General features: G+C 61.5%; 22 protein-coding genes. 17 read left to right on the top strand and 5 right to left on the bottom strand.

Annotated features, from left to right (window positions below):
• Positions 1-111: 111 nt before the first annotated feature.
• The 15 genes from ftsW (at position 112) to DSM14862_RS05515 (ending at position 16,327) form a co-directional block, all read left to right on the top strand.
• The gene (gene ftsW / locus DSM14862_RS05445; RefSeq protein ID WP_007119423.1) at positions 112-1,278 is read left to right on the top strand and encodes a putative lipid II flippase FtsW; all 1,167 of its coding nucleotides are present in this window, start codon (positions 112-114) and stop codon (positions 1,276-1,278) included.
• Complete coding sequence (locus tag DSM14862_RS05450; RefSeq protein WP_007119424.1) at positions 1,278-2,402, top strand: UDP-N-acetylglucosamine--N-acetylmuramyl-(pentapeptide) pyrophosphoryl-undecaprenol N-acetylglucosamine transferase; 1,125 nt, start codon at positions 1,278-1,280, stop codon at positions 2,400-2,402. The genes ftsW and DSM14862_RS05450 overlap by 1 nt, the downstream gene beginning before the upstream one ends.
• Positions 2,399-3,817 carry a UDP-N-acetylmuramate--L-alanine ligase gene (murC, locus tag DSM14862_RS05455; protein WP_007119425.1) on the top strand — a complete coding sequence of 473 codons (1,419 nt, stop codon included), beginning with the start codon at positions 2,399-2,401 and terminating at the stop codon, positions 3,815-3,817. Before DSM14862_RS05450 ends, murC begins: the two co-directional genes overlap by 4 nt.
• Entirely contained in the window at positions 3,814-4,065 is a 252-nt protein-coding gene (locus tag DSM14862_RS05460) for a DUF2484 family protein (protein WP_007119426.1), read from the top strand. The genes murC and DSM14862_RS05460 overlap by 4 nt, the downstream gene beginning before the upstream one ends.
• Positions 4,062-4,328 carry a DUF2484 family protein gene (locus DSM14862_RS05465; RefSeq protein ID WP_007119427.1) on the top strand — a complete coding sequence of 89 codons (267 nt, stop codon included), beginning with the start codon at positions 4,062-4,064 and terminating at the stop codon, positions 4,326-4,328. The genes DSM14862_RS05460 and DSM14862_RS05465 overlap by 4 nt, the downstream gene beginning before the upstream one ends.
• Positions 4,325-4,624: a hypothetical protein gene (locus tag DSM14862_RS05470; RefSeq protein WP_007119428.1), complete on the top strand. Its 300-nt coding sequence runs from the start codon at positions 4,325-4,327 to the stop codon at positions 4,622-4,624. The genes DSM14862_RS05465 and DSM14862_RS05470 overlap by 4 nt, the downstream gene beginning before the upstream one ends.
• Before the next feature lie 39 nt (positions 4,625-4,663).
• Complete coding sequence (gene murB / locus DSM14862_RS05475; RefSeq protein WP_007119429.1) at positions 4,664-5,611, top strand: UDP-N-acetylmuramate dehydrogenase; 948 nt, start codon at positions 4,664-4,666, stop codon at positions 5,609-5,611.
• Between the two features lie 83 nt (positions 5,612-5,694).
• Positions 5,695-6,618, top strand: coding sequence for a D-alanine--D-alanine ligase (locus tag DSM14862_RS05480; protein ID WP_083804559.1), 924 nt, complete (start codon positions 5,695-5,697; stop codon positions 6,616-6,618).
• Positions 6,606-7,487: a cell division protein FtsQ/DivIB gene (locus tag DSM14862_RS05485; RefSeq protein WP_007119431.1), complete on the top strand. Its 882-nt coding sequence runs from the start codon at positions 6,606-6,608 to the stop codon at positions 7,485-7,487. The genes DSM14862_RS05480 and DSM14862_RS05485 overlap by 13 nt, the downstream gene beginning before the upstream one ends.
• A gap of 30 nt (positions 7,488-7,517) precedes the next feature.
• The gene (gene ftsA, locus DSM14862_RS05490) at positions 7,518-8,852 is read left to right on the top strand and encodes a cell division protein FtsA (protein ID WP_040700995.1); all 1,335 of its coding nucleotides are present in this window, start codon (positions 7,518-7,520) and stop codon (positions 8,850-8,852) included.
• 173 nt (positions 8,853-9,025) lie between these two features.
• Entirely contained in the window at positions 9,026-10,636 is a 1,611-nt protein-coding gene (ftsZ, locus tag DSM14862_RS05495) for a cell division protein FtsZ (RefSeq protein ID WP_007119433.1), read from the top strand.
• 207 nt (positions 10,637-10,843) lie between these two features.
• The gene (gene lpxC, locus DSM14862_RS05500) at positions 10,844-11,767 is read left to right on the top strand and encodes a UDP-3-O-acyl-N-acetylglucosamine deacetylase (protein ID WP_007119434.1); all 924 of its coding nucleotides are present in this window, start codon (positions 10,844-10,846) and stop codon (positions 11,765-11,767) included.
• A gap of 241 nt (positions 11,768-12,008) precedes the next feature.
• Positions 12,009-12,875, top strand: a complete 867-nt coding sequence (locus DSM14862_RS05505) for an outer membrane protein assembly factor BamD (RefSeq protein ID WP_007119435.1) — start codon at positions 12,009-12,011, stop codon at positions 12,873-12,875.
• A 33-nt stretch (positions 12,876-12,908) separates the two neighbouring features.
• Positions 12,909-14,579 (top strand): DNA repair protein RecN, encoded by a 1,671-nt coding sequence (gene recN, locus DSM14862_RS05510; protein WP_007119436.1) that lies wholly within the window; start codon positions 12,909-12,911, stop codon positions 14,577-14,579.
• Between the two features lie 62 nt (positions 14,580-14,641).
• Positions 14,642-16,327, top strand: a complete 1,686-nt coding sequence (locus tag DSM14862_RS05515; RefSeq protein WP_007119437.1) for a chloride channel protein — start codon at positions 14,642-14,644, stop codon at positions 16,325-16,327.
• A gap of 7 nt (positions 16,328-16,334) precedes the next feature.
• Here DSM14862_RS05515 and DSM14862_RS05520 read toward each other — a convergent pair whose 3' ends face one another.
• Genes DSM14862_RS05520 through cobT form a run of 3 tightly spaced genes read right to left on the bottom strand, consistent with a single transcriptional unit; the run spans position 16,335 to position 20,419 of the window.
• Positions 16,335-16,679, bottom strand: coding sequence for a DUF427 domain-containing protein (locus DSM14862_RS05520; protein ID WP_040700997.1), 345 nt, complete (start codon positions 16,677-16,679; stop codon positions 16,335-16,337).
• 34 nt (positions 16,680-16,713) lie between these two features.
• Complete coding sequence (locus tag DSM14862_RS05525; RefSeq protein ID WP_007119439.1) at positions 16,714-18,504, bottom strand: aminopeptidase P family protein; 1,791 nt, start codon at positions 18,502-18,504, stop codon at positions 16,714-16,716.
• Positions 18,505-18,544: 40 nt separating this feature from the next.
• Positions 18,545-20,419: a cobaltochelatase subunit CobT gene (gene cobT / locus DSM14862_RS05530; RefSeq protein WP_007119440.1), complete on the bottom strand. Its 1,875-nt coding sequence runs from the start codon at positions 20,417-20,419 to the stop codon at positions 18,545-18,547.
• A 215-nt stretch (positions 20,420-20,634) separates the two neighbouring features.
• Between cobT and DSM14862_RS05535 the strand changes: the two genes are divergently transcribed.
• Complete coding sequence (locus DSM14862_RS05535; RefSeq protein WP_050770372.1) at positions 20,635-21,435, top strand: PRC-barrel domain-containing protein; 801 nt, start codon at positions 20,635-20,637, stop codon at positions 21,433-21,435.
• Between the two features lie 92 nt (positions 21,436-21,527).
• On the opposite strand, the gene cobS is transcribed toward DSM14862_RS05535, so the two are convergent.
• Both cobS and DSM14862_RS05545 read right to left on the bottom strand, forming a co-directional pair.
• Positions 21,528-22,514 (bottom strand): cobaltochelatase subunit CobS, encoded by a 987-nt coding sequence (cobS, locus tag DSM14862_RS05540; protein ID WP_007119442.1) that lies wholly within the window; start codon positions 22,512-22,514, stop codon positions 21,528-21,530.
• Positions 22,515-22,645: 131 nt separating this feature from the next.
• Positions 22,646-23,272 (bottom strand): J domain-containing protein, encoded by a 627-nt coding sequence (locus tag DSM14862_RS05545; RefSeq protein WP_007119443.1) that lies wholly within the window; start codon positions 23,270-23,272, stop codon positions 22,646-22,648.
• Between the two features lie 77 nt (positions 23,273-23,349).
• Here DSM14862_RS05545 and DSM14862_RS05550 point away from each other — a divergent pair, with 77 nt between their 5' ends.
• Complete coding sequence (locus DSM14862_RS05550; protein ID WP_007119444.1) at positions 23,350-23,607, top strand: BolA family protein; 258 nt, start codon at positions 23,350-23,352, stop codon at positions 23,605-23,607.
• Positions 23,608-23,616 lie beyond the last annotated feature (9 nt).

Below are 23,616 nucleotides of genomic sequence, written 5' to 3' on the forward strand. Positions count from 1 at the left end.
CTCTACGCGCCGCCTACGGGTGAAATGCACTAGCTTCATATAACAATTCGGGCTACTCTGCCCGGATGAGACCCCGCAAAGGGGCCGTTGAGGCAGCTAAGGCAGATACCCATGACAGAGATGGTCTATGGCGCGGTCCCGGTACGGGATGGTGAACCGATTCTTCCAAAATGGTGGCGTACAGTCGACCGTTGGGCGTTGTCCGGCGTGTTGATTTTGTTTGCCGTTGGCATCTTGCTGGGGCTGGCTGCGTCGCCGCCTTTGGCGTCGAAAAACGGCTTTGATCCCTTCCACTATGTGCAACGGCAAGCGTTCTTCGGCGGATTGGCGTTGATTGCGATGCTATTGACCTCGATGATGTCGCCGACACTGGTCCGGCGTCTAGCAGTGCTGGGGTTTGTCCTTTCCTTCGTGGCGCTGGCCCTGCTGCCCTTCTTTGGCACCGACTTTGGCAAAGGCGCGACGCGCTGGTACTCGCTGGGCTTTGCCTCGCTTCAGCCGTCCGAGTTTCTCAAGCCCGGTTTTATGGTCGCCGCCGCATGGATGATGGCCGCCGCGACCGAGATAAACGGCCCTCCGGGCAAAACTTGGTCCTTTGCGCTGTGTATCTCCATCGTGCTGATGCTGGCGATGCAGCCTGACTTTGGCCAAGCTTGCCTTGTGCTCTTTGGCTGGGGCGTGATGTATTTCGTTGCTGGCGCGCCGATGGTGCTGCTGGTCGGCATGGCAGGGCTGGTGGTTCTGGCAGGCACATTCGCCTACTCCAACTCCGAACACTTCGCGCGGCGTATTGACGGCTTTCTCAGCGTCGATGTCGACCCGACCACCCAGCTTGGCTATGCCACCAATGCCATCCGCGAGGGTGGGCTGTTTGGCGTCGGCGTCGGCGAAGGCGAAGTGAAATGGTCGCTGCCCGACGCGCATACCGATTTTATCATTGCTGTCGCCGCCGAGGAATATGGCCTTATTCTGGTCGTCTGTATCATTGCTCTATATACTGTTGTGGTTGTCCGTTCGCTGCTGCGGTTGGTGCGCGAGCGTGACCCTTTCATCCGGCTGGCCGGAACCGGGCTGGCCTGCACATTCGGAGTACAGGCGATGATTAACATGGGTGTGGCAGTGCGGCTTTTGCCGGCAAAAGGCATGACCTTGCCCTTCGTCAGCTACGGCGGCTCTTCAGTGATTGCCAGCGGCATCGCCGTGGGCATGCTCTTGGCCTTTACCCGCTCACGCCCTCAGGGTGAGATCAGCGACATTCTAGGCCGGGGCCGCCGCTGATGGCCGCGCCACTGCTGATCATCGCCGCCGGGGGGACCGGTGGGCATATGTTTCCGGCACAGGCGCTGGCTGAGGTGATGTTGCAGCGTGGTTGGCGGGTGAAACTCAGCACCGACGCGCGTGGGGCGCGCTATACGGGGGGCTTTCCAGAAGCGGTCGAAATTACCCAGATCAGCAGCGCCACCTTTGCCCGTGGCGGGGTCGCTGCCAAGGCGCTGGTGCCCTTTCGTATCGCCTCTGGCGTGGTGCGCGCAGGGCTGAACATGCTGCGCGACCGGCCTTCAGTCGTTGTGGGCTTTGGTGGCTATCCGTCGATCCCGGCCCTTGGCGCCGCTTGGGCGCTGCGGATGCCGCGGATGATTCATGAACAGAACGGTGTTCTGGGCCGCGTGAACGAGATTTTTGCCAAACGTGTGCATGCGGTGGCCTGCGGCATCTGGCCCACCAAGCTGCCCGAGGGCGTGCAGGGCTGGCATGTTGGCAACCCAGTGCGCGCGAGTGTCTTGGACCGTGCAGGGGCCGCCTATATCCCGCCCGGTGACTATCCAATGGAGGTGCTGGTGATGGGCGGCAGCCAAGGCGCGCGCATCCTCAGTGACGTGGTGCCCCCGGCACTGGCCGCTTTGCCGATGAACATGATCCGCAACATCCGCGTCAGCCATCAGGCCCGCGACGAAGACGGTCAGCGGGTGGCAGATTACTATGCCGACTCTGGCATCAGCGCCGATGTGCGCCCCTTCTTTGACGACGTGCCGCGCCGCATGTCCGAAGCGCAGCTGGTGATCAGCCGCTCGGGCGCGTCGAGTGTGGCAGACCTGTCAATCATTGGACGGCCTTCGATCTTGATCCCCTTTGCCGCCGCAGCAGGGGACCATCAAACCGCCAATGCCCGTGGCTTGGTCGAGGCCGGAGCCGCGATCATGGTGCCTGAGCGTAAGGCGAACCCCGAAATCATGACCGAGCAAATCCTCGCGGTGTTGGAGATGCCCCAAGGGGCGTTGCAGATGTCGCGGGCCGCGCTTTCGGTCGGCAAACCGGATGCGGCTGAGACACTGGCTGATATGGTTGAACAGCTTGCATCCCACGGCACGCTGACCCCCGCAGAAGAGGAATACCCCCAATGAACGCCGCCGCCACCAAGCTGCCGACCGATGTCGGCCCGATCCACTTCGTCGGTATCGGCGGCATCGGCATGTCCGGCATCGCCGAGGTGTTGTTGAACCACGGCTACAATGTGCAGGGGTCAGACCTGAAAACCACCAAAATCACCGTGCGGCTGGCTGAGTTGGGCGGGCGCATCTTTGAAGGCCAAGCGGCTGAGAACATCGAAGGGGCGGCGGTGATCGTGATCTCTTCGGCGATCAAGCCGGGCAATGCTGAGTTGGACGAGGCCCGCCGTCGTGGCTTGCCGGTGGTGCGCCGCGCCGAGATGTTGGCCGAGTTGATGCGCCTGAAATCCAACATCGCCGTGGCGGGCACCCATGGCAAAACGACGACCACCACGCTGGTGGCCGAACTGCTCGTTGCGGGGGGCATTGACCCCACTGTGGTAAACGGCGGCATCATCCACGCCTATGGGTCCAACGCGCGGATGGGGCAGGGCGAATGGATGGTGGTTGAGGCCGATGAGAGCGACGGCACCTTTAATCGACTGCCCGCAACCATTGCGATCGTCACCAACATCGACCCCGAGCATATGGAGCATTGGGGTGATTTCGACACGCTACGGCAAGGCTTTCTGAACTTCGTGTCGAACATTCCTTTCTACGGTCTGGCCGTCTGTTGCACCGATCACCCCGAGGTGCAGTCTTTGGTGGGCAAGCTGACAGACCGCCGCGTCATGACCTATGGCTTTAATGCGCAGGCCGATGTCCGCGCGGTGGGGCTACATTACAAGGACGGCGTGGCGCATTTCGATGTGCATCTGCAGTCCGAGGACATGGTCATTGAAAACTGCGCCCTGCCGATGCCGGGCGATCACAACGTCTCGAACGCGCTGGCGGCAGTGACCGTGGCGCGGCACCTCGGCATGAAGCTTGAGCAGATCCGTGCCGCCTTGGGCAGTTTTGGCGGCGTTAACCGTCGCTTTACCCGCGTGGGCGAAGTTGATGGGGTGACGGTCATTGATGACTATGGCCACCACCCGGTCGAAATCTCTGCCGTGCTTAAAGCTGCGCGGCAGGCCAGCAAGGGGCGTGTTATCGCAGTTCACCAGCCGCACCGCTATTCGCGTCTGAGCCATCACTTTGATGAGTTCTGCGCCTGTTTTAACGATGCCGATGTCGTGGGCATCACCGATGTCTACGCCGCGGGAGAAGAGCCGATCCCCGGTGCCGACCGCGATGGTCTGGTTGCGGGCCTCATCCAACACGGACACCGCCACGCCTATGCGGTCGAGGATGCGGAGGCGTTAACCCAACTGGTCCTACGCGAGGCGCGACCGGGTGATATGGTCGTCTGCCTTGGGGCTGGTACGATCAGCGCATGGGCCAACGATCTGCCGGAGGCGCTGCGCGCCGCCAAAGAGGCCGCCGCGTGACGTTGGTCTGGCTGTCGATCCTCTGGGTCTTCGCCGCCGTGACCGTGGCCATGCTGCCTCTGCGTTCCCAGTATCTGCCGGGGGTGATGTTGCTGATCGCAGCCCCGGCTTTGATCATCGCCATCGGAATGACCTATTCATGGGCCTTGGCGATGCTGGCGCTTTTGGCGTTCCTGTCAATGTTTCGTAATCCGCTGCGCTATCTTTGGGCGCGGTTGCGGGGCCGGAAGCCGGAGCTGCCGAAATGAGCCTTTCTCTCATCCTCGCCTGTTTTTGGTTCGTGATTGCGAATGTTCTGGCCATGACGCCGAGCAAGGATTTTCACTGGCGCAGCGCCTATATGCTGATCGCAGCCGGCATTCCAATCGTTGGCTTTGTCACCGCGCAGCATGGTCCGTGGCTGGGCCTGTTGGTGCTGGCGGGGGGCTGTTCGGTGCTGCGTTGGCCCGTGATCTATTTCGCGCGCTGGTTGCGCCGTGGCGCAGGGCGGGTCAAAGGGCCGGCAGAATGACCCTCACGCCCACGCTTGTCGCGCTGTTGGCTGTTTTCGCACTTTGGCTGATCGCATGTATCTGGACCGGCTTTCGCGCGCGTGTGCTGTGGTTCTTTGTCGTGTTGGCCGTTGGTCTGTCACTCAACGCCATTTGGATGGTGTTTGGGCTGAATGCGCGGGTGTTTGAGCCGCATGCGCTTTTGGCGCAGGTCTCGGTCCTGCTCTACGCCGTGGGCGGATTTGGGCTGGGCTGGCTGGCGGGCCGCGTGACCAAACGCTGGCGCGAAAGCCGTGTTGATGATCCGCGCTCTTGATGGTTTGCTCTGTCGTGGAAATGAGCTAAGTCCCGCGCCATGAATACGCTGAATATCCCCGACCTGCGCGGCAGGCTGACCCCGAACCGCGATCTGAGCGACCTGACATGGCTGCGCGTTGGCGGCCCTGCGGATTATCTGTTCCAACCTGCCGATATTGAGGATCTGTGCCTCTTCATGCGCCGTTTGCCGCAAGCGGTGTCGGTTTTCCCGATGGGGGTGGGCAGCAATTTGATCGTGCGCGACGGCGGGCTTCGGGCTGTGGTGATCCGGTTGGGCCGTGGCTTCAACGGGATCGAGATTGAGGATGATCGGGTGACCGCAGGGGCGGCAGCGCTGGATGCCCATGTGGCGCGCAAAGCAGCTGACGCGGGGCTGGACCTCACTTTTTTACGCACCATCCCCGGCAGCATCGGCGGAGCATTGCGCATGAATGCAGGCTGTTATGGCACCTACACGGCGGATCATTTCGTCTCGGCTCAGGCCGTGACCCGCGCGGGCGAGGTGGTAACCCTCACCGCCGATGACCTCAATTTCCGCTATCGGCAGTCTGATCTGTCGCCCGGCGCGGTGCTGATCGGCGCGACTTTTGCACCGCCCAAGGGGGAGCCCGAGGCGCTGCATGCGCGGATGGAAGAGCAGCTCGCCAAACGCGATGAGACCCAACCCACTAAGGACCGTAGCGCCGGATCGACCTTCCGTAATCCGGCGGGGTTCTCCTCGACCGGGAAGGCAGATGATGTGCACGACCTAAAGGCGTGGAAGGTGATCGACGACGCCGGAATGCGCGGGGCCACCGTTGGCGGCGCACAGATGAGCCCGAAACACTCCAACTTCCTCATCAACACCGGAGACGCCACCGCCAATGATCTCGAAACCTTAGGCGAAGAGGTGCGAAAAAAGGTTTACGCTTTAAGCGGTATAGGGCTAGAATGGGAAATTATGCGCATCGGTGAAAAATTGGGTGATCCGGTGTCGCAGGGCTGAGGCTTTGGCTGGCAGCTAAGTGACGGCAAACAAAGATAACAATGATAGGGGCCGCAAACGGCCCGAGGCGAAGAGGCACTTTGGTGGGTAAGTCGAGCGGACAGACCCCGACAGTGGCGGTATTAATGGGCGGCCCCTCGGCTGAGCGTGAGGTGTCCTTGTCCAGTGGGCGTGCATGCGCCGCTGCCTTGCGGGAACATGGCGGATATAACGTGATCGAGGTCGAAGCCGACCGCGACCTCGCTGCTGTTTTGACCGACCTCAAGCCCTATGCCGTTTTGAATTGTCTGCATGGTCGTTGGGGCGAAGATGGCAGTGTGCAGGGGCTGCTTGAGTGGCTCCATATCCCTTACACGCATTCTGGTGTGCTGGCTTCGGCGCTGGCAATGGACAAGCAACGCTCCAAGGATGTGTTCCGCCACGCGGGGCTGCCGGTGCTGGAAAGCATCATCGCGCCCAAAGCCGATGTCATGGCAAGCCATGTGATGGCGCCGCCCTATGTGGTCAAACCCAATAACGAAGGCTCCTCGGTCGGCGTTTATTTGGTGGCCGAGGAAAACAACGGCCCGCCGCAACTCTCGGAAGATATGCCTGCCGAGGTGATGGTTGAAACCTTCGCGCCGGGGCGCGAGCTGACCACCACCGTTATGGGCGACCGCGCGCTGGGGGTAACGGATATCATCACCACCGGTTGGTACGACTACGACGCAAAGTATAAGCCCGGCGGCTCGCGCCATGTGGTGCCCGCCGATTTGCCGCAAGAGATTACCGACCTGTGTTTCGACTATGCCCGCCGCGCCCATGAGGCGCTTGGCTGCAAGGGCGTCAGCCGGACCGATTTCCGCTGGGACGCGGCGCGGGGTGCCGAGGGGTTGATCCTGCTTGAGACCAACACCCAGCCCGGCATGACGGCCACCTCGCTTTCGCCTGAACAGGCCGTCGCCTGCGGCATTTCATTCCCTGAGCTATGCGCTTGGATGGTGGAGGATGCATCATGCGATCGCTGATCCGCCGCCGCCCTGAAACAGGCAAGGCCGATCCCGCCCCATCGCGGTGGTCGTGGCGCATGCAGCGGCTGATGCTGACGCCGGGCTTTCGCTTTGCTTTGCGCGTGGGGCTGCCCTTCACGCTAAGCCTGCTGGTCGGCACGATCTATATGGCGGATGAAGAGCGGCGCGGCACCGTGGTGCAGGCCATCGCCGACGTGCGCTCAAGCATCCAAGAGCGGCCCGAGTTCATGGTCAAGCTGATGGCCATCGATGGCGGCAGCGATATGCTGTCGACGGAAATTCGCACGGCTGTGCCGCTGGAGTTCCCGCTCTCGTCCTTTGACCTTGATCTGCCGCAAATCCGCGAAAAAATCACCGATCTCGACGGGGTCAAACAGGCCAATGTCCGCATCCGCCCTGGTGGCGTGTTGCAAATCGACGTCACGCCGCGTGTGCCCGTGGCCGTCTGGCGCGATGAGACGGGGCTGGCGCTGGTGGACAATACCGGCGCGCATGTGGCACGGATTAACGCGCGCCGCGACCATGCCGATCTGCCCTTGATCGCCGGGGCGGGGGCCGCCAAAGAGGTGCCCGAAGCGCTCAAGCTGATCGCCGCAGCCAATGTACTGGGCGACCGTTTGCGCGGCTTGGTCCGTGTTGGTGGCCGCCGTTGGGATGTGGTGCTGGACCGCGATCAGACGATCATGTTGCCCGAAGAAAACGCGCTGCAAGCGCTGGAACGGGTGATCGCGCTGGAAGGCGCACAAGAAGTCCTTACGCGGGATGTGGCGCGTGTGGACATGAGGTTGGCGGCAAGACCGACCGTAAGAATGAACGAAGATGCCACCCGCGAATGGTGGCACATCAGGCAGCTTTCCGGCCAGTAAGATGGCCATTGGAATCGGGACAGTAACGAAATGATGGACCTATACGACAGTCAGCGTTCGATGCGGCACATGCGCAAAATGGCGATCCAACGTGGGGTGGTTGCCATTCTGGATGTTGGCAGCTCCAAAATTGCCTGTCTGGTGTTGCGTTTTGACGGCATTACCCATGACGGAGAGAACGGTGACATCGGCTCACTGGCCGGGCAGTCGGGCTTCCGGGTCATCGGGGCTGCGACCACCCGCTCGCGTGGGGTTCGATTTGGCGAGATTTGCGCCATGGGCGAGACCGAGCGTGCGATCCGTACCGCGCTTCAGGCCGCACAGAAAATGGCCGGTATCCGCGTCGATCACGTCATCGCCTGTTTCTCGGGCGGGGAGCCGCGCAGCTATGGCTTGGATGCGCAAGTCGAACTTGAAGGGCAGTCGGTTTCCGAACAGGACGTGGCGCGCGTCCTTGCGGATTGCGATGTGCCTGAGTACGGCGAGGGCCGCGAGGTGCTGCACGCACAACCGGTGAACTTTGCGCTGGATCACCGCAGCGGTCTGGCCGATCCGCGTGGCCAGTTGGGCAACAGCCTGTCGGTGGACATGCATATGCTGACCGTCGATGCTGATACGGTGCAGCATCTGGCGCATTGCATCAAACGCTGCGATCTTGAATTGGCAGGCATTGCGTCTTCCTCCTATGCCTCGGGTATCTCGGCACTGGTTGAGGACGAGCAGGAACTCGGCGCGGCCTGTATCGACTTTGGCGGTGGCACCACCGGCGTGTCGATCTTCATCAAGAAACACATGATCTATGCCGATACCGTCCGTATGGGCGGCGATCACGTTACCTCGGACATCTCCATGGGTCTGCAAGTGCCGATGGCCAATGCCGAGCGGATCAAGACCTTCTACGGCGGCGTGCATGCGACGGGCATGGACGACCGCGACATGATCGAGATTGGCGGCGAGACGGGCGACTATGAGCACGACCGCCGTACCGCCAGCCGGGCTGAATTGATCGGCATTATGCGCCCGCGCGTTGAAGAGATCCTAGAAGAAGTCCGCGTTCGGCTGGATGCTGCCGGTTTCGACCACCTGCCAAGCCAACAGATTGTACTTACTGGCGCAGGCAGCCAGATACCGGGGCTTGATGGGCTTGCCAGCAAGATCCTTGGCCAGCAGGTCCGTCTGGGCCGTCCGCTGCGCGTGCATGGGCTGCCACAGGCGGCGACGGGGCCGGGCTTTGCCAGCTCGGTGGGCCTCGCGCTCTTTGCGGCGCACCCACAGGACGAGTGGTGGGATTTCGACATCCCCGCCGACCGCTACCCGTCCCGGTCGCTCAAACGCGCCGTCAAATGGTTCAGAGACAACTGGTGACCGCAATATCGGGTGGCTGACCCGAGATAAGGCGGAAACTGGCAAGATTTTGCCCATATTTAGCGTCAAAACGATGTTTTTTAGGTGACGATCCGGCCCTAGCCCGATAGGGTCGGGTAAATTTGGTCGAAAAACTCCCGCAGAACGCGGATAACTGGACAGGCGGACAGCACATGACACTCAACCTTTCAATGCCAGGACAAGATGATCTGAAACCCCGTATCACCGTCTTCGGTGTTGGCGGGGCAGGCGGCAACGCGGTCAACAACATGATCGAAAAGCAGCTGGACGGCGTTGATTTTGTTGTGGCCAACACTGACGCTCAGGCGCTGCAGCAGGCACAGGCCGAAAACCGCGTCCAGCTGGGCATCAAAGTGACCGAAGGTCTGGGCGCGGGCGCCCGTGCCAGCGTCGGCGCTGCCGCTGCCGAAGAGAGCATTGAGCAAATCGTTGACCACCTTGCTGGCGCACATATGTGCTTCATCACTGCTGGCATGGGCGGCGGCACCGGTACTGGTGCGGCTCCGATCATCGCCCAAGCCGCGCGTGAGCTTGGTGTGCTGACCGTTGGTGTCGTGACCAAGCCTTTCCAGTTTGAGGGCGCCAAGCGCATGCGTCAGGCCGAAGAAGGCGTTGAGACGCTGCAAAAGGTCGTCGACACGCTGATCATCATCCCCAACCAGAACCTCTTCCGTCTGGCCAACGAAAAGACCACCTTCACCGAAGCCTTCTCGCTTGCCGATGACGTGCTGTATCAAGGTGTGAAGGGCGTGACCGACCTGATGGTCCGTCCGGGCCTAATCAACCTCGACTTTGCTGACGTTCGCGCCGTGATGGACGAGATGGGCAAGGCGATGATGGGCACAGGCGAGGCTGAGGGCGAAGATCGCGCGATCCAAGCCGCCGAGAAGGCCATCGCCAACCCGCTGCTGGACGAAATCAGCCTGCGCGGCGCCAAGGGTGTTCTCATCAACATCACCGGTGGCCACGACCTCACGCTGTTTGAACTGGACGAAGCGGCCAACCGCATCCGTGAAGAAGTCGACCCCGAAGCAAACATCATCGTTGGCTCCACGCTGGACGAAAGCCTTGGTGGCCTGATGCGCGTCAGCGTTGTCGCCACCGGCATCGACGCCACCGACGTGAACACCGAAATGCCAGTTCCGCGCCGCTCCATGAGCCAGCCGCTGCGCCAGAACGTGTCGGTTGACGATGTTGCACAGGTTTCCGCCGCGCAGGCACCTGTCGCCGCTCCGGTTGCTGCGGAAATGAAGCAGGAAGTTGAGCAAGCCGCTCTGTTCCAAGACCTTCAGCCGACACAGCGTGAGCAAGACCGCTACGAAGAAGAGAGCGTTGTCGAAGATGATGACGGTCTGCCTGCTCCGGCCTACCAGCCCGAAGTTGCCGCATTCGAGCCGCGTCAGGAAGAAACGATCGAAGCCCAGCCTGAAGCCTTCGTTGCACCGCGCGCGCCGACACCCGGCACGCCATCCCCCGAAGCACTGGCCCGTCTGCGCGCCGCTGCCCAAAAGGCCGCCCCTGAGCAGCACCGTCAGGCCCAGCAGCAGCAGGGTGAGCAGGGCGACAAAGGTCGCTTTGGCATCAACTCTTTGATCAACCGGATGACCGGCCACGCCGAAGGCGAAGCACAGCCGCGCCCTGCGCGTCAGCAGCCTCCGGTGCAGACTCGCGCTTCTGCAGCTGCACCGCAGCCGCAAGAAAACAACGATCCCGATCAAGAGCGCATCGAAATCCCCGCGTTCCTGCGCCGTCAGGCCAATTGATCCGATCACGATAGTGAACGACAGGGTCGCCTTAGGGCGGCCCTTTTTCGTTATAGATCAGCCTATTACAATTGGGGTGGCACGCTAGCGCCCAAATGTTACGGGCATGTTTCAGACCGTTGCAAAGATTGAGTTGAGCAAAACGAACCAGCACCTTAATCCAGAGTTCAACACACAATAAGATGTTCGAAGCTTGAGGATGATCCGGTGCAGACAACAATTAAATCAGCAGTAAGCTTTTCTGGCACAGGCCTGCACTCCGGCCTGCCTGCGACTGTCACCTTGCGTCCGGCTTCGGCCCATCATGGTATCTGGTTCTCGCGCAGCGATGTGGCTGTGGGTGACCGCATGATCCCGGCACGGTGGGATGCTGTGAACCGTTCGCCGCTGTGCACCAAGCTGGAAAACCGCACGGGCCTCGCGATCTCTACCGTAGAGCATCTGATGGCCGCCGTTGCGGGCTGCGGCATTCATAACCTGTTGATCGAGATCGACGGTCCAGAAGTGCCGATCCTCGATGGTTCTTCCGTTCCCTTCGTGCGGGGCATCATGCAGCGCGGGCTGCGTCAGCTCGCCGCGCCTGTGATGGCCTTTGAAGTCCTGAAAACCGTGACCGTGCAAGACGGCGATGCGACAGCAACGATTTCCCCCGCCGATACGCTGCGGATCGATTTTGAGATCGATTTCGCCGACGCCGCCATCGGTCACCAGCATAAGTCGCTGACCATGAATAATGGCGCCTTCGCGCGTGAGCTTTGCGACAGCCGTACGTTCTGCCGTCAAGCCGACGTCGATGCGATGCAGGCCAATGGTCTGGCCCTTGGCGGCGAGGCTGGTGAAAACGCCGTTGTGTTCGATGGTGATGCGGTTGTTAGCCCCGGCGGTCTGCGTCACGCGGATGAGCCTGTGCGCCACAAGATGCTCGATGCAGTTGGTGATCTGGCGCTCGCTGGGGCACCGCTTTTTGGCCATTACGAAGGCAAACGCGCAGGTCATTCGCTGACCAATACCCTGCTGCGCGCGCTTTTCGCGACACCGGATGCCGTGCGTCTTGTCACCTGCGATGCGGCGCAAGCGGCGCGTCTCCCCGGCTTCGGTCTGGTTTGGAACGAAATCCCAGAGGTGGCCTGACCCGACGGTAGCCTAAGCTCGTGCCAGACGGCATGTCCTTCGGCGACGAGTTGCCATTGAACGCCCCGCCAATGCCTTGTATTCACTAAGCCGAAGTGACAAGCCTGACCCAGCGAAGCGCCATGGCGTCTCCGCCAGCGGGTGGGGGGTGCAATGGGCGTTTTGCAACGCAGAATATTGTGCTAGTCACATGCGCAAGAGGGTCAAAGACCATGGGTTGGACGATGCAAGGGGTGCGGGCATGACGGTAGCAGGATCGCGCAAGCGGACGATCAGCGCAGTGCTGCTGATCGCGACACTGGCGGCCTGCGGCGGTGGTGACGGACGCTCGGACGGAAGCTTTTTCAACCCGCAGGAAATCCCGCTTGAAACCTACTCAGCCGAGCAGATTTTTGAGCGCGGCGAATACGAGCTGACCAACAACAACCCCGGTGAAGCGGCGTTCTATTTCGCTGAGATCGAGCGCCTGTATCCCTATTCTGAGTGGGCCAAACGCGCGCTGATCATGCAGGCGTTCGCCTATCACAAAGATCAAGACTACCCCAACAGCCGCTCGGCGGCGCAGCGGTTCATTGATTTCTACCCCGCCGAAGATGACGCCGCTTATGCGCAGTATCTTCTGGCGTTGAGCTACTATGACCAGATCGACGAAGTGGGCCGCGATCAGGGTCTGACCTTCCAAGCGCTGCAGTCCCTGCGCGCCGTTATCGAAGGCTACCCGGACAGTGAATATGCCCGCTCTGCGATCCTGAAATTCGACCTCGCCTTTGACCACCTGGCAGGCAAGGAAATGGAGATCGGCCGCTACTACTTGCGCCGCGATCACTATACCGCCGCGATTAATCGCTTCCGCGTTGTGGTGGAGGACTTCCAAACCACGACCCACACCGCCGAAGCGCTGCACCGTCTGGTGGAATCCTACCTTTCGCTTGGTCTGGACAAAGAAGCTCAGACGGCGGGGGCAATTTTGGGCCACAACTACCGTGGCTCGGAATGGTACGAAGACAGCTACAAGCTGCTGACAGGCCGTGGCCTTGCGCCAGCGTTTTACAAAGATAACTGGCTGGGGTCAGCCTATCGCCAGACCATCAAGGGCGAGTGGCTTTAAGGGGGGTGGGGCAAACCCATCCAACGGTTCTAGATGCTGCGCGGACTTGATATTTCGGACATGCTGATCATCGATCGGCTGGAGCTTGGCTTCCAGCCGGGGCTGAATGTATTGACCGGTGAAACCGGCGCGGGCAAGTCTATCTTGTTGGACTCATTAGGGTTTGTTCTGGGCTGGCGCGGGCGCGCGGATCTGGTGCGGCAAGGGGCCGCGCAGGGCGAGGTGACCGCTTGGTTCGATTTGCCAGCGGGGCATCCGGCTCATGTGGTGCTCGAAGAAGCGGGGCTGCCTGCGGGGGATGAATTGATCCTGCGCCGGATCAACACCTCTGACGGGCGCAAAACCGCATGGGTCAATGACCGCCGCTGCTCGGGCGAGGTGCTGCGCCGGCTGTCGGAGACGCTGGTGGAACTGCACGGCCAGCACGATGATCGTGGCCTGCTGAACCCCCGCGGCCACCGCGCCATTCTTGATGATTATGCCAACAACGACCGCGCGATTGCGGGCGTGCGTGAGGCTTGGGTGGCTTTAGGTGCCGCACGTAAGGCTGCCGCCGCCGCCGCCGCCGAACGCGACGCCATCGCCGCCGAGGAAGAGTTCCTGCGCCACGCAGTGGCCGAACTCGACAAGTTAGCCCCAGAAGAAGGCGAGGAAGCCACGCTCGACACCCGCCGCCGGCAGATGCAGGGCGCCGAGAAAATCCGCCGCGATGTGGTGAACGCCTATGAACTCATGGGCCAAGGCGGGGCAGAGACCGCAATGGGCGACGCGCTGCGATGGCTCGACGGTGTGGCTGACAAGGCCGAGGGCGCGTTGGAAGGGCCATTGGCGGCGCTCAACCGTGCGATGGTGGAGTTAGACGAAGCGATGTCCGGCGTGGCTGATGCGATCGATGGCATGTCGTTCGATCCATATGAGTTGGAGGCCTGCGAAGAGCGGCTTTTCGCGATCCGGGGGCTGGCCCGCAAACATGATGTGCAGCCCGATGAGCTGGCCGGTTTTGCCGATACACTGCGTGCCAAGCTCGACGCGCTCGACGCGGGCGAGGCGGCACAGGCTGGGCTGGAAAAGGCCGTGCGCGACGCACAGGTGCTTTATGACGAACGCGCCAGCGCTTTGACCGAGAAACGGCGCAAGGCGGCAGTCAAGCTCGACAAAGCCGTGGCGGCAGAGCTTGCCCCGCTCAAGATGGAACGCGCCGTTTTCGAGACGCAGTTGACAGAAGACACCTCCGGTCCCGAAGGGCGCGATGCGGTGTCTTTCACCGTGGCGACCAACCCCGGCGCACCTGCTGGCCCGTTGGGCAAAATCGCCTCGGGCGGGGAACTCAGCCGTTTTCTTCTGGCACTCAAGGTCTGCCTGACCCAGAGCCAATCCGGCCTTACGCTGATCTTTGACGAGATTGACCGTGGGGTGGGGGGGGCCACCGCTGACGCCGTAGGGCGCCGGCTAAAAGCGCTGGCGGCTGAGGGTCAGGTGCTTGTCGTGACCCACTCGCCGCAGGTCGCGGCCCTTGGCGCGCATCACTGGCGTGTGGCCAAGTCGGTCACCAAAGGCATGACCACCTCAACAGTCACGCCCCTTGTCGCCGAGGAACGCGTTGATGAAGTCGCGCGCATGTTGGCAGGCGATACGATCACCGACGCCGCCCGCGCCGCGGCCCTGTCTTTGCTGAACGGGCAACAGGGCGCAACTACTTCTTAAATGGCGGTTTTACCCAAGGTCAGCTTGGCCTAGACAGGAAGGGTCCAACTGGTCAAAGTCCCATGCCCCCGCAAGATAACTCATTCTTCTCGCAACAATTTGATCAGGCGCTTGGCGGCTGCAAACTGGGCTGGCAAGTGCTGCGCACGCGGGGTCCGGGCAAGATCACGTTTTGGTTCATCGCCTTGCTGGTCGGCATTGCCGCAGGTTTCGCCGCGCTGTTTTTCCGTAAGGGGATCAACTGGTTACAAGCTACACTTTATGGCACCGATGATGTGCAATTCCTGCACAGCTTTCTAGCCGGGCTGCCGTGGTATTGGGTGGTGCTGATCCCGACTTTTGGCGGGCTTACTGTGGGGTTAATCCTGCACCGGTTCACCCGCGACGGGCGTGCGCGCAGCGTCGGTGATGTAATCCTTGGTGCCGCCATGCACGACGGCCGGGTTGAAACGCGCGCTGGTGTGGCGTCAGCGCTTGCCTCGCTCATCACCCTTTCCACGGGCGGGTCATCGGGCCGCGAAGGGCCGGTGGTGCATTTGGCCGCCGTGATCGCCACCAAGGTCAGCCGCCTGATCAAAGCGGACGGGATCACCGGGCGTGATCTCTTGGGCTGCGCCGTGGCGGCAGCGGTTTCGGCCAGTTTCAACGCCCCCATCGCCGGTGCGCTCTTCGCGCTCGAAGTTGTGCTGCGGCATTTCGCGGTCCACGCCTTTGCCCCCATCGTCATCGCCTCGGCGGCGGGCACAGTGATCAACCGGCTGGAATTTGGCGGGCTGACCGAGTTCGTCTTGCCCAGCCTTGGGGACGTGCAATTTTATGTCGAACTACCCGCCTTCCTGCTCTTGGGACTGACCTGCGGTTTGGTCTCTGTCGTGCTGATGCGGTCAATCTTCTGGGCCGAGGATTTCGGCAATTACCTTCAAGCCCGCACGGGCCTTGCTCGCTGGCTGCGCCCAGCGGTGGCGGGGGCGATCCTCGGCATCGTCGCGCTCTGGTTCCCACATATCATTGGCGTCGGCTATGAGACGACCTCCCGCGCCTTGGTGGGCGAATTGGTACTTCATGAGGCGATCATCTTTGCCGTGCTGAAAGTCGCCGCCGTGGCAATCACGCTGGGCGGGCGCATGGGTGGCGGGGTGTTCTCGCCGTCGCTTATGCTGGGCGCGCTCACGGGGCTGGGCTTCGGGATCATCGCCACCGGTGTCTTCCCCGAAATTTCCGGCTCTTCCTCGCTCTACGCGCTGGCGGGCATGGGGGCCGTGGCCGCCGCCGTGCTCGGTGCGCCAATCTCGACCACGCTCATCGTCTTTGAAATGACCGGGGATTGGCAGACCGGCCTCGCCGTCATGGTTGCCGTCAGCATGTCGACGGCACTGGCATCAAAGCTGGTGGACCGGTCTTTCTTCCTGACCCAGATGGAGCGGCGCGGCATACATCTGGCTGCCGGGCCACAGGCCTATCTGCTGTCGATGTTCATGGTGGGCCGCATCATGCGCCGTCCTGATGATAAAGACGCGGCCTCAGAAGACGCCTGTTGGGATTTGATCGACAAGGGCACTTATATCGATGGCAGCGCCACGCTAGAGGCCGCATTGCCCCTGTTCGACCAGACGCATTCCAACTTTATCCCGGTGGTCACCCTCAGCGCCGATGCGCCGCCCGAATTGCTGGGTGCGCTGTTTCATGTTGATGCGCTGAAGGCCTATAACCGCGCCCTGGCCGCCACCGCGGCCGAGGAGCACTCCTGATCCAAGATCAGATACGTTCAATGGCAATTTCTTCCATCGGCGTGAAGGCAAGATAGCCTTTGATCGCAGCCACATCGCCCTTCGGATCTTCATAGGACCATACAGCATCTTCCAATGTGCGGCTCTTCGTCACTACGGAATAGTAGCTGGCATCGCCCTTATAGGGGCAATGGCTGGCCTTGTCAGAGCCATCAAGGAAGGCCATCGCGATGTCGCCGCGCGGAAAATAGATCACCGGTGCGTAATCGCCCTCGCGCAGTTCCAGCGCGCCAGTGGTCTCGCCCAGCACGGCCCCGCCGGCGCGGACGACCCAAGTACCTTGGGCCGGAGTAATTGTGATATGGTCGGACATGCCGTACCCCCCTAGTTTTACTGAAATCGGACGCTCATAGGGGCGCCGTTGCAGCATCCAACCACAGTTTTGTAACAGGTGATAGCCGCGGCCCGATCTTTTCCGCAACGTCGCGGTGATAGGCGTTCAGCCAATCCCGGGCATCGGGGCTAAGCGCCTCTACATCAATCAAGCGCCGATCAATGGGTGCAAGCGTCAGCGTGCGCCAATCCAGCATCTTGCGATGCGCATCACCGCCGGGCAGGGCGGGCGCCTCTTGTACCACCAGAAGGTTCTCAATGCGGATGCCGAACGCCCCCTCGCGGTAATATCCCGGCTCATTGCTGAGGATCATACCGGGCTGAAGCGGCACATGGCTCATGCGGCTCAGCCGCTGCGGCCCCTCATGCACGGACAGGTAGGCACCAACGCCATGCCCCAGACCATGATCGAAATCCTGCCCCGCCATCCAAAGCGGCAATCGGCCCAACATCTCGATATCCCGCCCGGCCAGCCCGCGCGGCCAGCGCAAGCGGCTCATGGCGATCATCCCCGACAGCACCCGCGTAAAGGCGCTGCGCGCCTCGGCATCGGGTGTGCCAATGGCGATGGTGCGGGTGATATCTGTGGTGCCATCAAGATACTGACCGCCACTGTCGAGCACCAGCAGATGCCCGTCCTCAAGCACACTGTCGGTCTCTTCGTTCACCCGGTAATGGATGATCGCCCCGTTTGGCCCGGTACCCGAAATTGTCTCGAAACTAATGTCGCGCAATGCTGGGTCACGGCGGCGCAACTCTTCCAACCGGCGCACGACTTTCGTTTCTGTGATCGCCCCCGGTTCTTGCGCATCAAGCCAAGCCAGCAACTCGACCACTGCCGCCCCATCACGCAGATGCGCCTCAGCGGCCCCGGCAATCTCGGCCTCATTCTTGCAAGCTTTTGGAAGGGCGCAGGGGTCTTCCCCCGCCTGCGCGCGATCCCCCAGCAGATCCGCAAACAATACCGGGGCCGACTGCCGATCAAGTCGCACCGGCCCCTCAAGAGCGCTCAGATAGTTAGGCAGGGCCTCAGGATCATGCGGCACCACCTCAGGCCCCAGATGATCCAGCACATCCACCAGCTTTTCCGCCGCCATAAACAGATCGACGCGCGCATCGTCGTGCAGCACGGCAAATCCATGCGCCACCGGATTGCGCGGAATGTCCTGCCCGCGAATATTTAGCAACCAATTGTGGCTATCCGGCAGAGTGATCAGAGCCGCCTTCTGCCCTGCCGCGCGCAGATCCGCCGCCAAGCGCTGCCGCTTGGCCTCATGGCTCTCCCCGGCAAAACGCTCTGGATGTGCCGCCACTTTGCCCATCGGTGGCGCAGGCTGGTTTTCCCAAACCCGATCCACCATGTTCTCGACTCTTCGCAGCTCAATTCCTGAGCCAGCCAGTGCATCCACCAACAGATCCATTTGCCCCGGCGTATGCAGCCATGGGTCAAAACCTATCACACCGCCCTCAGGCAACTGGTCCTTCACCCAATCAGCAAGAGAGGTCTCCGGCCATGCTACAGGCGTAAAAACATCCGCCACCTGCGCCTTCACCTGCGTGCGATAGCGCCCGTCGATAAATACCCCCGCCACATCACGCAGCGCCGCACAAAAGCCTGCCGATCCGGTAAATCCCGTGAGCCATGCCAAACGGTCATCGCGCGGGGCCACATATTCCCCCTGATGCGCATCGGCGCGCGGCACCAGAAACCCGTCCAGCCCAGCACGTAGCAATTCTTCGCGCAGCGCCGCCAAACGCGGCGGCCCCTGTTCCGGACGTGCGGTGACCTCGAAACTCTGGAACAAACGCCCCTCCTTCATCTTTTCTTAAATACCGTCCGACGACTCAACCGCGGCGACGCATGCCCATGGCACGCGCCCGTTTCCGCGGATCGCTGTCAAAGAGCGCGGCAAGCTGTTCGGTCATCGCCCCGGCAAGCTGATCCACATCCGTGATGGTCACGGCGCGGTCGTAATAGCGCGTCACATCATGGCCGATGCCAATCGCCAACAGTTCCACGGCGCGGCGCTTCTCGACCATGGCGATCACATCGCGCAGGTGCTTCTCCAGATAGTTCGCTGGGTTCACCGACAGGGTGCTGTCATCCACCGGGGCACCGTCCGAGATCACCATCAGGATCTTGCGCGCCTCATGCCGTGCGGTCATGCGACGATGCGCCCATTCCAGCGCTTCACCGTCGATGTTCTCCTTCAGCAGCCCTTCTTTCATCATCAGACCAAGGTGGTCGCGGGTCCGCCGCCATGGCGCGTCAGCGGATTTATAGATGATATGGCGCAGATCGTTCAGCCGCCCGGGCTGGGCGGGGCGTCCGTCGTTTAGCCACGCCTCGCGCGCCTGACCGCCCTTCCACGCGCGGGTGGTGAAGCCGAGGATTTCGACCTTCACATTGCACCGCTCCAAGGTCCGCGCCAAAACATCGGCGCAGATTGCGGCGATCGAGATGGGCCGCCCGCGCATAGAGCCGGAGTTGTCCAGCAGCAGCGTCACCACGGTGTCGCGGAACTCCGTATCCTTCTCTACTTTGAAGCTGAGCGGCGTGGTTGGGTTGGCCACGACCCGCGCCAAACGGCCCGCGTCCAGCGTGCCTTCCTCAAGGTCAAACTCCCAAGAGCGGTTTTGCTGCGCCTGAAGGCGGCGTTGCAGCTTATTGGCCAACCGGCCCACGGCACCCTTCAGCGGCTCCAACTGTTGATCAAGATAAGCGCGCAGCCGCTCCAACTCAATCGGATCGGCCAGTTCTTCGGCACCGATCACCTCATCATGCTCGCCCAAATAGACGCGGTATTCGGGGTCAGCATCCGAGACAGGTGGCGGGGGCGGCGGGTCCATCGGCGCGTCGCCTTCGGGCATGTCGGCCTCGTCGCCCAACTCCTGATCGGCTTCATCGTCCATCGAGACCTGCGCCTGACTTTCGTCCTGCTGCTGCTCTTGGCTGTTCTCGGGCGTGCCTTCGGCCTCTTCCTCGTCCTGATCGTCTTGGCCGGTGCTGTCGGGGTCTTGCTCCTCCTCGGCACCTTCTTCGGCCTGATCCTCTTGGGTATCATCTTGTTGGTCGGGGTCGTCGCCCAGCTGATCGCCATAGCCAAGGTCAGAGATCATCTTGCGCGCCAGTCGTGCGAAATCGGCTTGATCGGCGAGGCTGCCGTCGAGCCCCTCCAGCGTGCCGCCCGCCTGATCCTCAATAAAGCCGCGCCACAGTTCCATCGCGTTCTCGGCCCCGGCGGGCAGCGGACGCCCGGTGGCGAGATGGCGCACCATATAGCCCGCCGCGACCGAGAGCGGCACGTCACTGGCCTGTTTGGCCTGATCGTAGCCCTTGCGCAGCGCGTCATGTTTGATCTTTACGTCGATATTGCCCGCCGTCCCGGGCATGTCGCGCGCGCCCATCGCCTCGCAACGCGCGGTTTCCATCGCCTCATACAGCTCGCGCGCCATGTCGCCTTGTGGCGCATAACGGGCATGGGTTGCGTCATCGTGATAGCGGCGGTTCAGCGCGAGCGCATCGGCGGTGCCACGGGCCAGTAAAACCTCCTCGCGGGTCATCCGTCGGCTGACCTGCGGCAGGCGCATCGCATCACCGGAAAGCCCTGAGGGATCAACGGAGTAGCTGACGTTCAGATCGGCGTCATCGGCCATCACCTTGGTCGCCTCAGCGAGGGCCTTCTTGAACGCGTCAGCGGGGTTGTCGGATTTCTTCATGAGCCCATGCCTTTGTCAGCTTTGACATGAGGTTTGGCAGGTTTTCGCAGAAGGGTCAAAGGGGCAGGGGCACTACACGGGCTGCGCCAGTTTCCGCCCATGGCACCCGTTAAGCGGGAACCCCCACCCTTAGATCGGCATTTCCCCAGCAGTCGACGCACCGATGCCTCTCTGAACCCTGGCAGCAAGGCGTCTCAGCAAGTAGGAGTAAGGAAATGACCAATTTCATGCAACATGCGAGCCGTCTGGCCATGATCGCTGTTTTGGGTGCCGCGCCTCTGGCCGCCACCGCACAGGACGCCACAAAGCCCGCTACAGACGAGGCCACCGCCGAAGCGCCTCAGACCGATGAGGCAACACAGAGCAGCGAGGCCACGGCAAGCGATGATGCAGTAGAGGCCGAGACCGACACCGCCGAAGCGCCCGAAGGCGATCCAGAAATGGAAGCAGACACCGCTGAAGCGCCTGAGGCTGACGCCGAGATGGAGGCCGACACCGCAGAGGCACCTGATACGGATGCCGCCACCGATAGTGCCGAAGCACCGGCTACGACAGAGCCGATGACCGATACCACAGCCTCCGCTGACGCAACCGCCGAAGCTCCGGCAGAGGAGGTTGCAAAGCCGGTAGAAGGTCAGATCACTATGCAGAGCGAGAACACAATTCTTGCCGACGATCTGATTGGCAGCAACGTCTATTCCGACGCCGGTGAAAAAATCGGCGATGTGGAAGACCTGATCGTCAGTCTCGACGGCTCCGTCGAAGGTGTTGTGATCGGTGTCGGCGGCTTCCTCGGCATCGGTGAGAAATGGGTCGCTGTGAAAATGGACAGCCTGTCAACCATGACCGACGAAAGCGGCACGCTGCGTCTGGTATCTTCGGCCACCAAGACCGATCTTGAGGCCGCAGAAGCCTTCAAAACCGCGCAGGACATGGAAGCCGAGCAGCAAGCGTTTGAAAACGCTGCCCCGCAAGACCCCAACGCGGTCGCGACTGAGCCTGCGCCTGTTAACTAAGCGCGGGCGACAGCCGGAACGACAACTAGCCGGAACGACAAAGGGGCGCTGATATCAGCGCCCCTTTATCTTTGTTCGGTGGTCTATGCCGATCAGCCTAAGCTGAGGCTGGCGGCGCTTTCGGGCAGTTCCTCATCAAACAGACGCTGATAGAATTCTGCCACGGTCTGCCGCTCCAACTCATCACATTTGTTGAGGAAGGACAGGCGGAAGGCATAGCCTACGTTGCGGAAGATTTCGGCGTTTTGGGCCCATGCGATGACGGTCCGCGGGCTCATCACTGTCGAGAGTTCACCATTCATAAAGGCGGTGCGCGTAAGGTCGGCCACGGTGACCATCTGCTTGAGGGTCTTGCGGCCCTTCTCGGTATTGTAATGCGGGTTTTTGGCCAAAACGATGGCGGTCTCGGCGTCAATGCTGAGGTAGTTCAGCGTGGCAACGAGAGACCAACGGTCCATCTGCGCTTGGTTGATCTGCTGGGTGCCGTGGTACAGGCCCGTGGTGTCGCCCAGACCGACGGTGTTGGCCGTGGCAAAAAGGCGGAAATAGGGGTGCGGGGTGATGATCTCGTTTTGATCCATCAGGGTCAGCTTGCCGTCATGCTCCAGCACGCGCTGAATTACGAACATCACATCCGCGCGGCCCGCATCGTATTCGTCGAACACAATCGCGGTCGGGTTGCGCAGCGCCCAAGGCAGGATGCCTTCGTGGAACTCGGTGACCTGCTTGCCGTCGCGCAGTTTGATCGCGTCTTTGCCGATCAGGTCGATCCGGCTGATGTGGCTGTCGAGGTTGACGCGCACGGTGGGCCAGTTCAGCAGTGCGGCGACCTGTTCGATATGGGTCGATTTGCCGGTGCCGTGGTAGCCTTGGATCATAACGCGGCGGTTGTGAGTGAAACCCGCAAGGATCGCCAATGTGGTGTCAGGATCGAATTTATAGGTGCTGTCGATGTCCGGCACGCGGTTGGTACGCTCAGGGAAACCCTTGACGATCATATCGGAATCGATGCCGAAAACGTCGCGAACCGAAAGCTCTTCGGTGGGTCTCATGTTCTGTTCCAGTGCGCCGTCAGCCATCGCTCGTCATCCTTTTCCTTAGGCGCGCAGTTCGGGCCGCGCGCGTATCTGGTGCAACATATCGTGCCTATCCGCAAGGGAAAGGGGCAACTGGCATTATCCGCAAGCGCCCGCTGGTCTTGGCGTGACGGTCAGTCTTTAAAGTTGCGGCTGGCTTTGATCTGGTCCCATGCCCACACGACCAGTTGCAGCTGCTCTTCTTGGCTGCGGTCGCCGCCGTTCATGTCAGGGTGCAGCACTTTGATCAGCGCTTTGTAGGATTTACGCACCTCGGGCTTGGTCCAAGTGTCCTTGGCTTCCAAGATCTCGATCGCTCGGCGCTCGGTCGGGGGCAGGCGGCGGCCTGCTTGCTGGCCCTTGCCGGGGTTCTGGGTCGCGTTCTTGCCCAAAACCTGATGTGGGTCTTCGATGCCAAGGCGCGCCCATGCGCGCTGCTCAGGGTCGCCGAGCGGCTTGGTGGCGCGTTCCCAGACCTTGTCCTTGGACATTTGCGCGTTCAACTCGGCTTCGGTGGTGCCGTCAAAGAAGCTCCACTTCGCGTTATATTCGCGGACGTGCTGCTGGCAGAACCAGAAGTAGTCATCCAGCACGTCAGGCGCTTTGGGCGCGCGGAATTTGCCCGCTTCCTCGCAGCCCTCATGGTCGCAAATCCGGGTCGAGGTTTCCGAAGCCCCGGACATGCCGCGACGGCCGCGGGGGTTTTTCTTTTTGGAGGACGACACGGACATGTCGAATCCGAAGGGATCAGCTTTTGGCATGTGGATAGACCTTTCCGACTCAGGCCGGTCACCATATACCCTGCGTCGCAGGATTGAAGGGGGCCGAGGTAAAAAACATGTCGACAACTCAAGAGATTTCAGACCGACTGGAGGCCGAATTTGCGCCGCGAGAGTTGGATGTGGTGGATGACAGCGAAAGCCATCGCGGTCATGCTGGGTTTCAAGAAGGGGGCGAAAGCCACTTTAACGTGCGCATCCGCTCAGAGCGTTTTAAGGGGCAGAACCGACTGGCGCGGCACCGTGCGGTGCACAATGCCTTGGGGCCGGATCTGATGGGGCGCATCCATGCGCTGGCGCTTGATCTCGACGAATAAAAGCCCGCG

The sequence above is a fragment of the Sulfitobacter indolifex genome (assembly GCF_022788655.1).
GTDB classification, from domain to species: domain Bacteria; phylum Pseudomonadota; class Alphaproteobacteria; order Rhodobacterales; family Rhodobacteraceae; genus Sulfitobacter; species Sulfitobacter indolifex.

Bases quoted from the DNA above. Each gene is read 5' to 3' on its own strand.
- ftsW (WP_007119423.1), top strand. From the start codon at position 112: ATGACAGAGATGGTCTATGGCGCGGTCCCGGTACGGGATGGTGAACCG.
- DSM14862_RS05450 (WP_007119424.1), top strand. From the start codon at position 1,278: ATGGCCGCGCCACTGCTGATCATCGCCGCCGGGGGGACCGGTGGGCAT.
- murC (WP_007119425.1), top strand. From the start codon at position 2,399: ATGAACGCCGCCGCCACCAAGCTGCCGACCGATGTCGGCCCGATCCAC.
- DSM14862_RS05465 (WP_007119427.1), top strand. From the start codon at position 4,062: ATGAGCCTTTCTCTCATCCTCGCCTGTTTTTGGTTCGTGATTGCGAAT.
- DSM14862_RS05470 (WP_007119428.1), top strand. From the start codon at position 4,325: ATGACCCTCACGCCCACGCTTGTCGCGCTGTTGGCTGTTTTCGCACTT.
- murB (WP_007119429.1), top strand. From the start codon at position 4,664: ATGAATACGCTGAATATCCCCGACCTGCGCGGCAGGCTGACCCCGAAC.
- DSM14862_RS05485 (WP_007119431.1), top strand. From the start codon at position 6,606: ATGCGATCGCTGATCCGCCGCCGCCCTGAAACAGGCAAGGCCGATCCC.
- ftsA (WP_040700995.1), top strand. From the start codon at position 7,518: ATGATGGACCTATACGACAGTCAGCGTTCGATGCGGCACATGCGCAAA.
- ftsZ (WP_007119433.1), top strand. From the start codon at position 9,026: ATGACACTCAACCTTTCAATGCCAGGACAAGATGATCTGAAACCCCGT.
- DSM14862_RS05505 (WP_007119435.1), top strand. From the start codon at position 12,009: ATGACGGTAGCAGGATCGCGCAAGCGGACGATCAGCGCAGTGCTGCTG.
- recN (WP_007119436.1), top strand. From the start codon at position 12,909: ATGCTGCGCGGACTTGATATTTCGGACATGCTGATCATCGATCGGCTG.
- DSM14862_RS05515 (WP_007119437.1), top strand. From the start codon at position 14,642: ATGCCCCCGCAAGATAACTCATTCTTCTCGCAACAATTTGATCAGGCG.
- DSM14862_RS05520 (WP_040700997.1), bottom strand. From the start codon at position 16,679: ATGTCCGACCATATCACAATTACTCCGGCCCAAGGTACTTGGGTCGTC.
- cobT (WP_007119440.1), bottom strand. From the start codon at position 20,419: ATGAAGAAATCCGACAACCCCGCTGACGCGTTCAAGAAGGCCCTCGCT.
- DSM14862_RS05535 (WP_050770372.1), top strand. From the start codon at position 20,635: ATGACCAATTTCATGCAACATGCGAGCCGTCTGGCCATGATCGCTGTT.
- cobS (WP_007119442.1), bottom strand. From the start codon at position 22,514: ATGGCTGACGGCGCACTGGAACAGAACATGAGACCCACCGAAGAGCTT.
- DSM14862_RS05545 (WP_007119443.1), bottom strand. From the start codon at position 23,272: ATGCCAAAAGCTGATCCCTTCGGATTCGACATGTCCGTGTCGTCCTCC.
- DSM14862_RS05550 (WP_007119444.1), top strand. From the start codon at position 23,350: ATGTCGACAACTCAAGAGATTTCAGACCGACTGGAGGCCGAATTTGCG.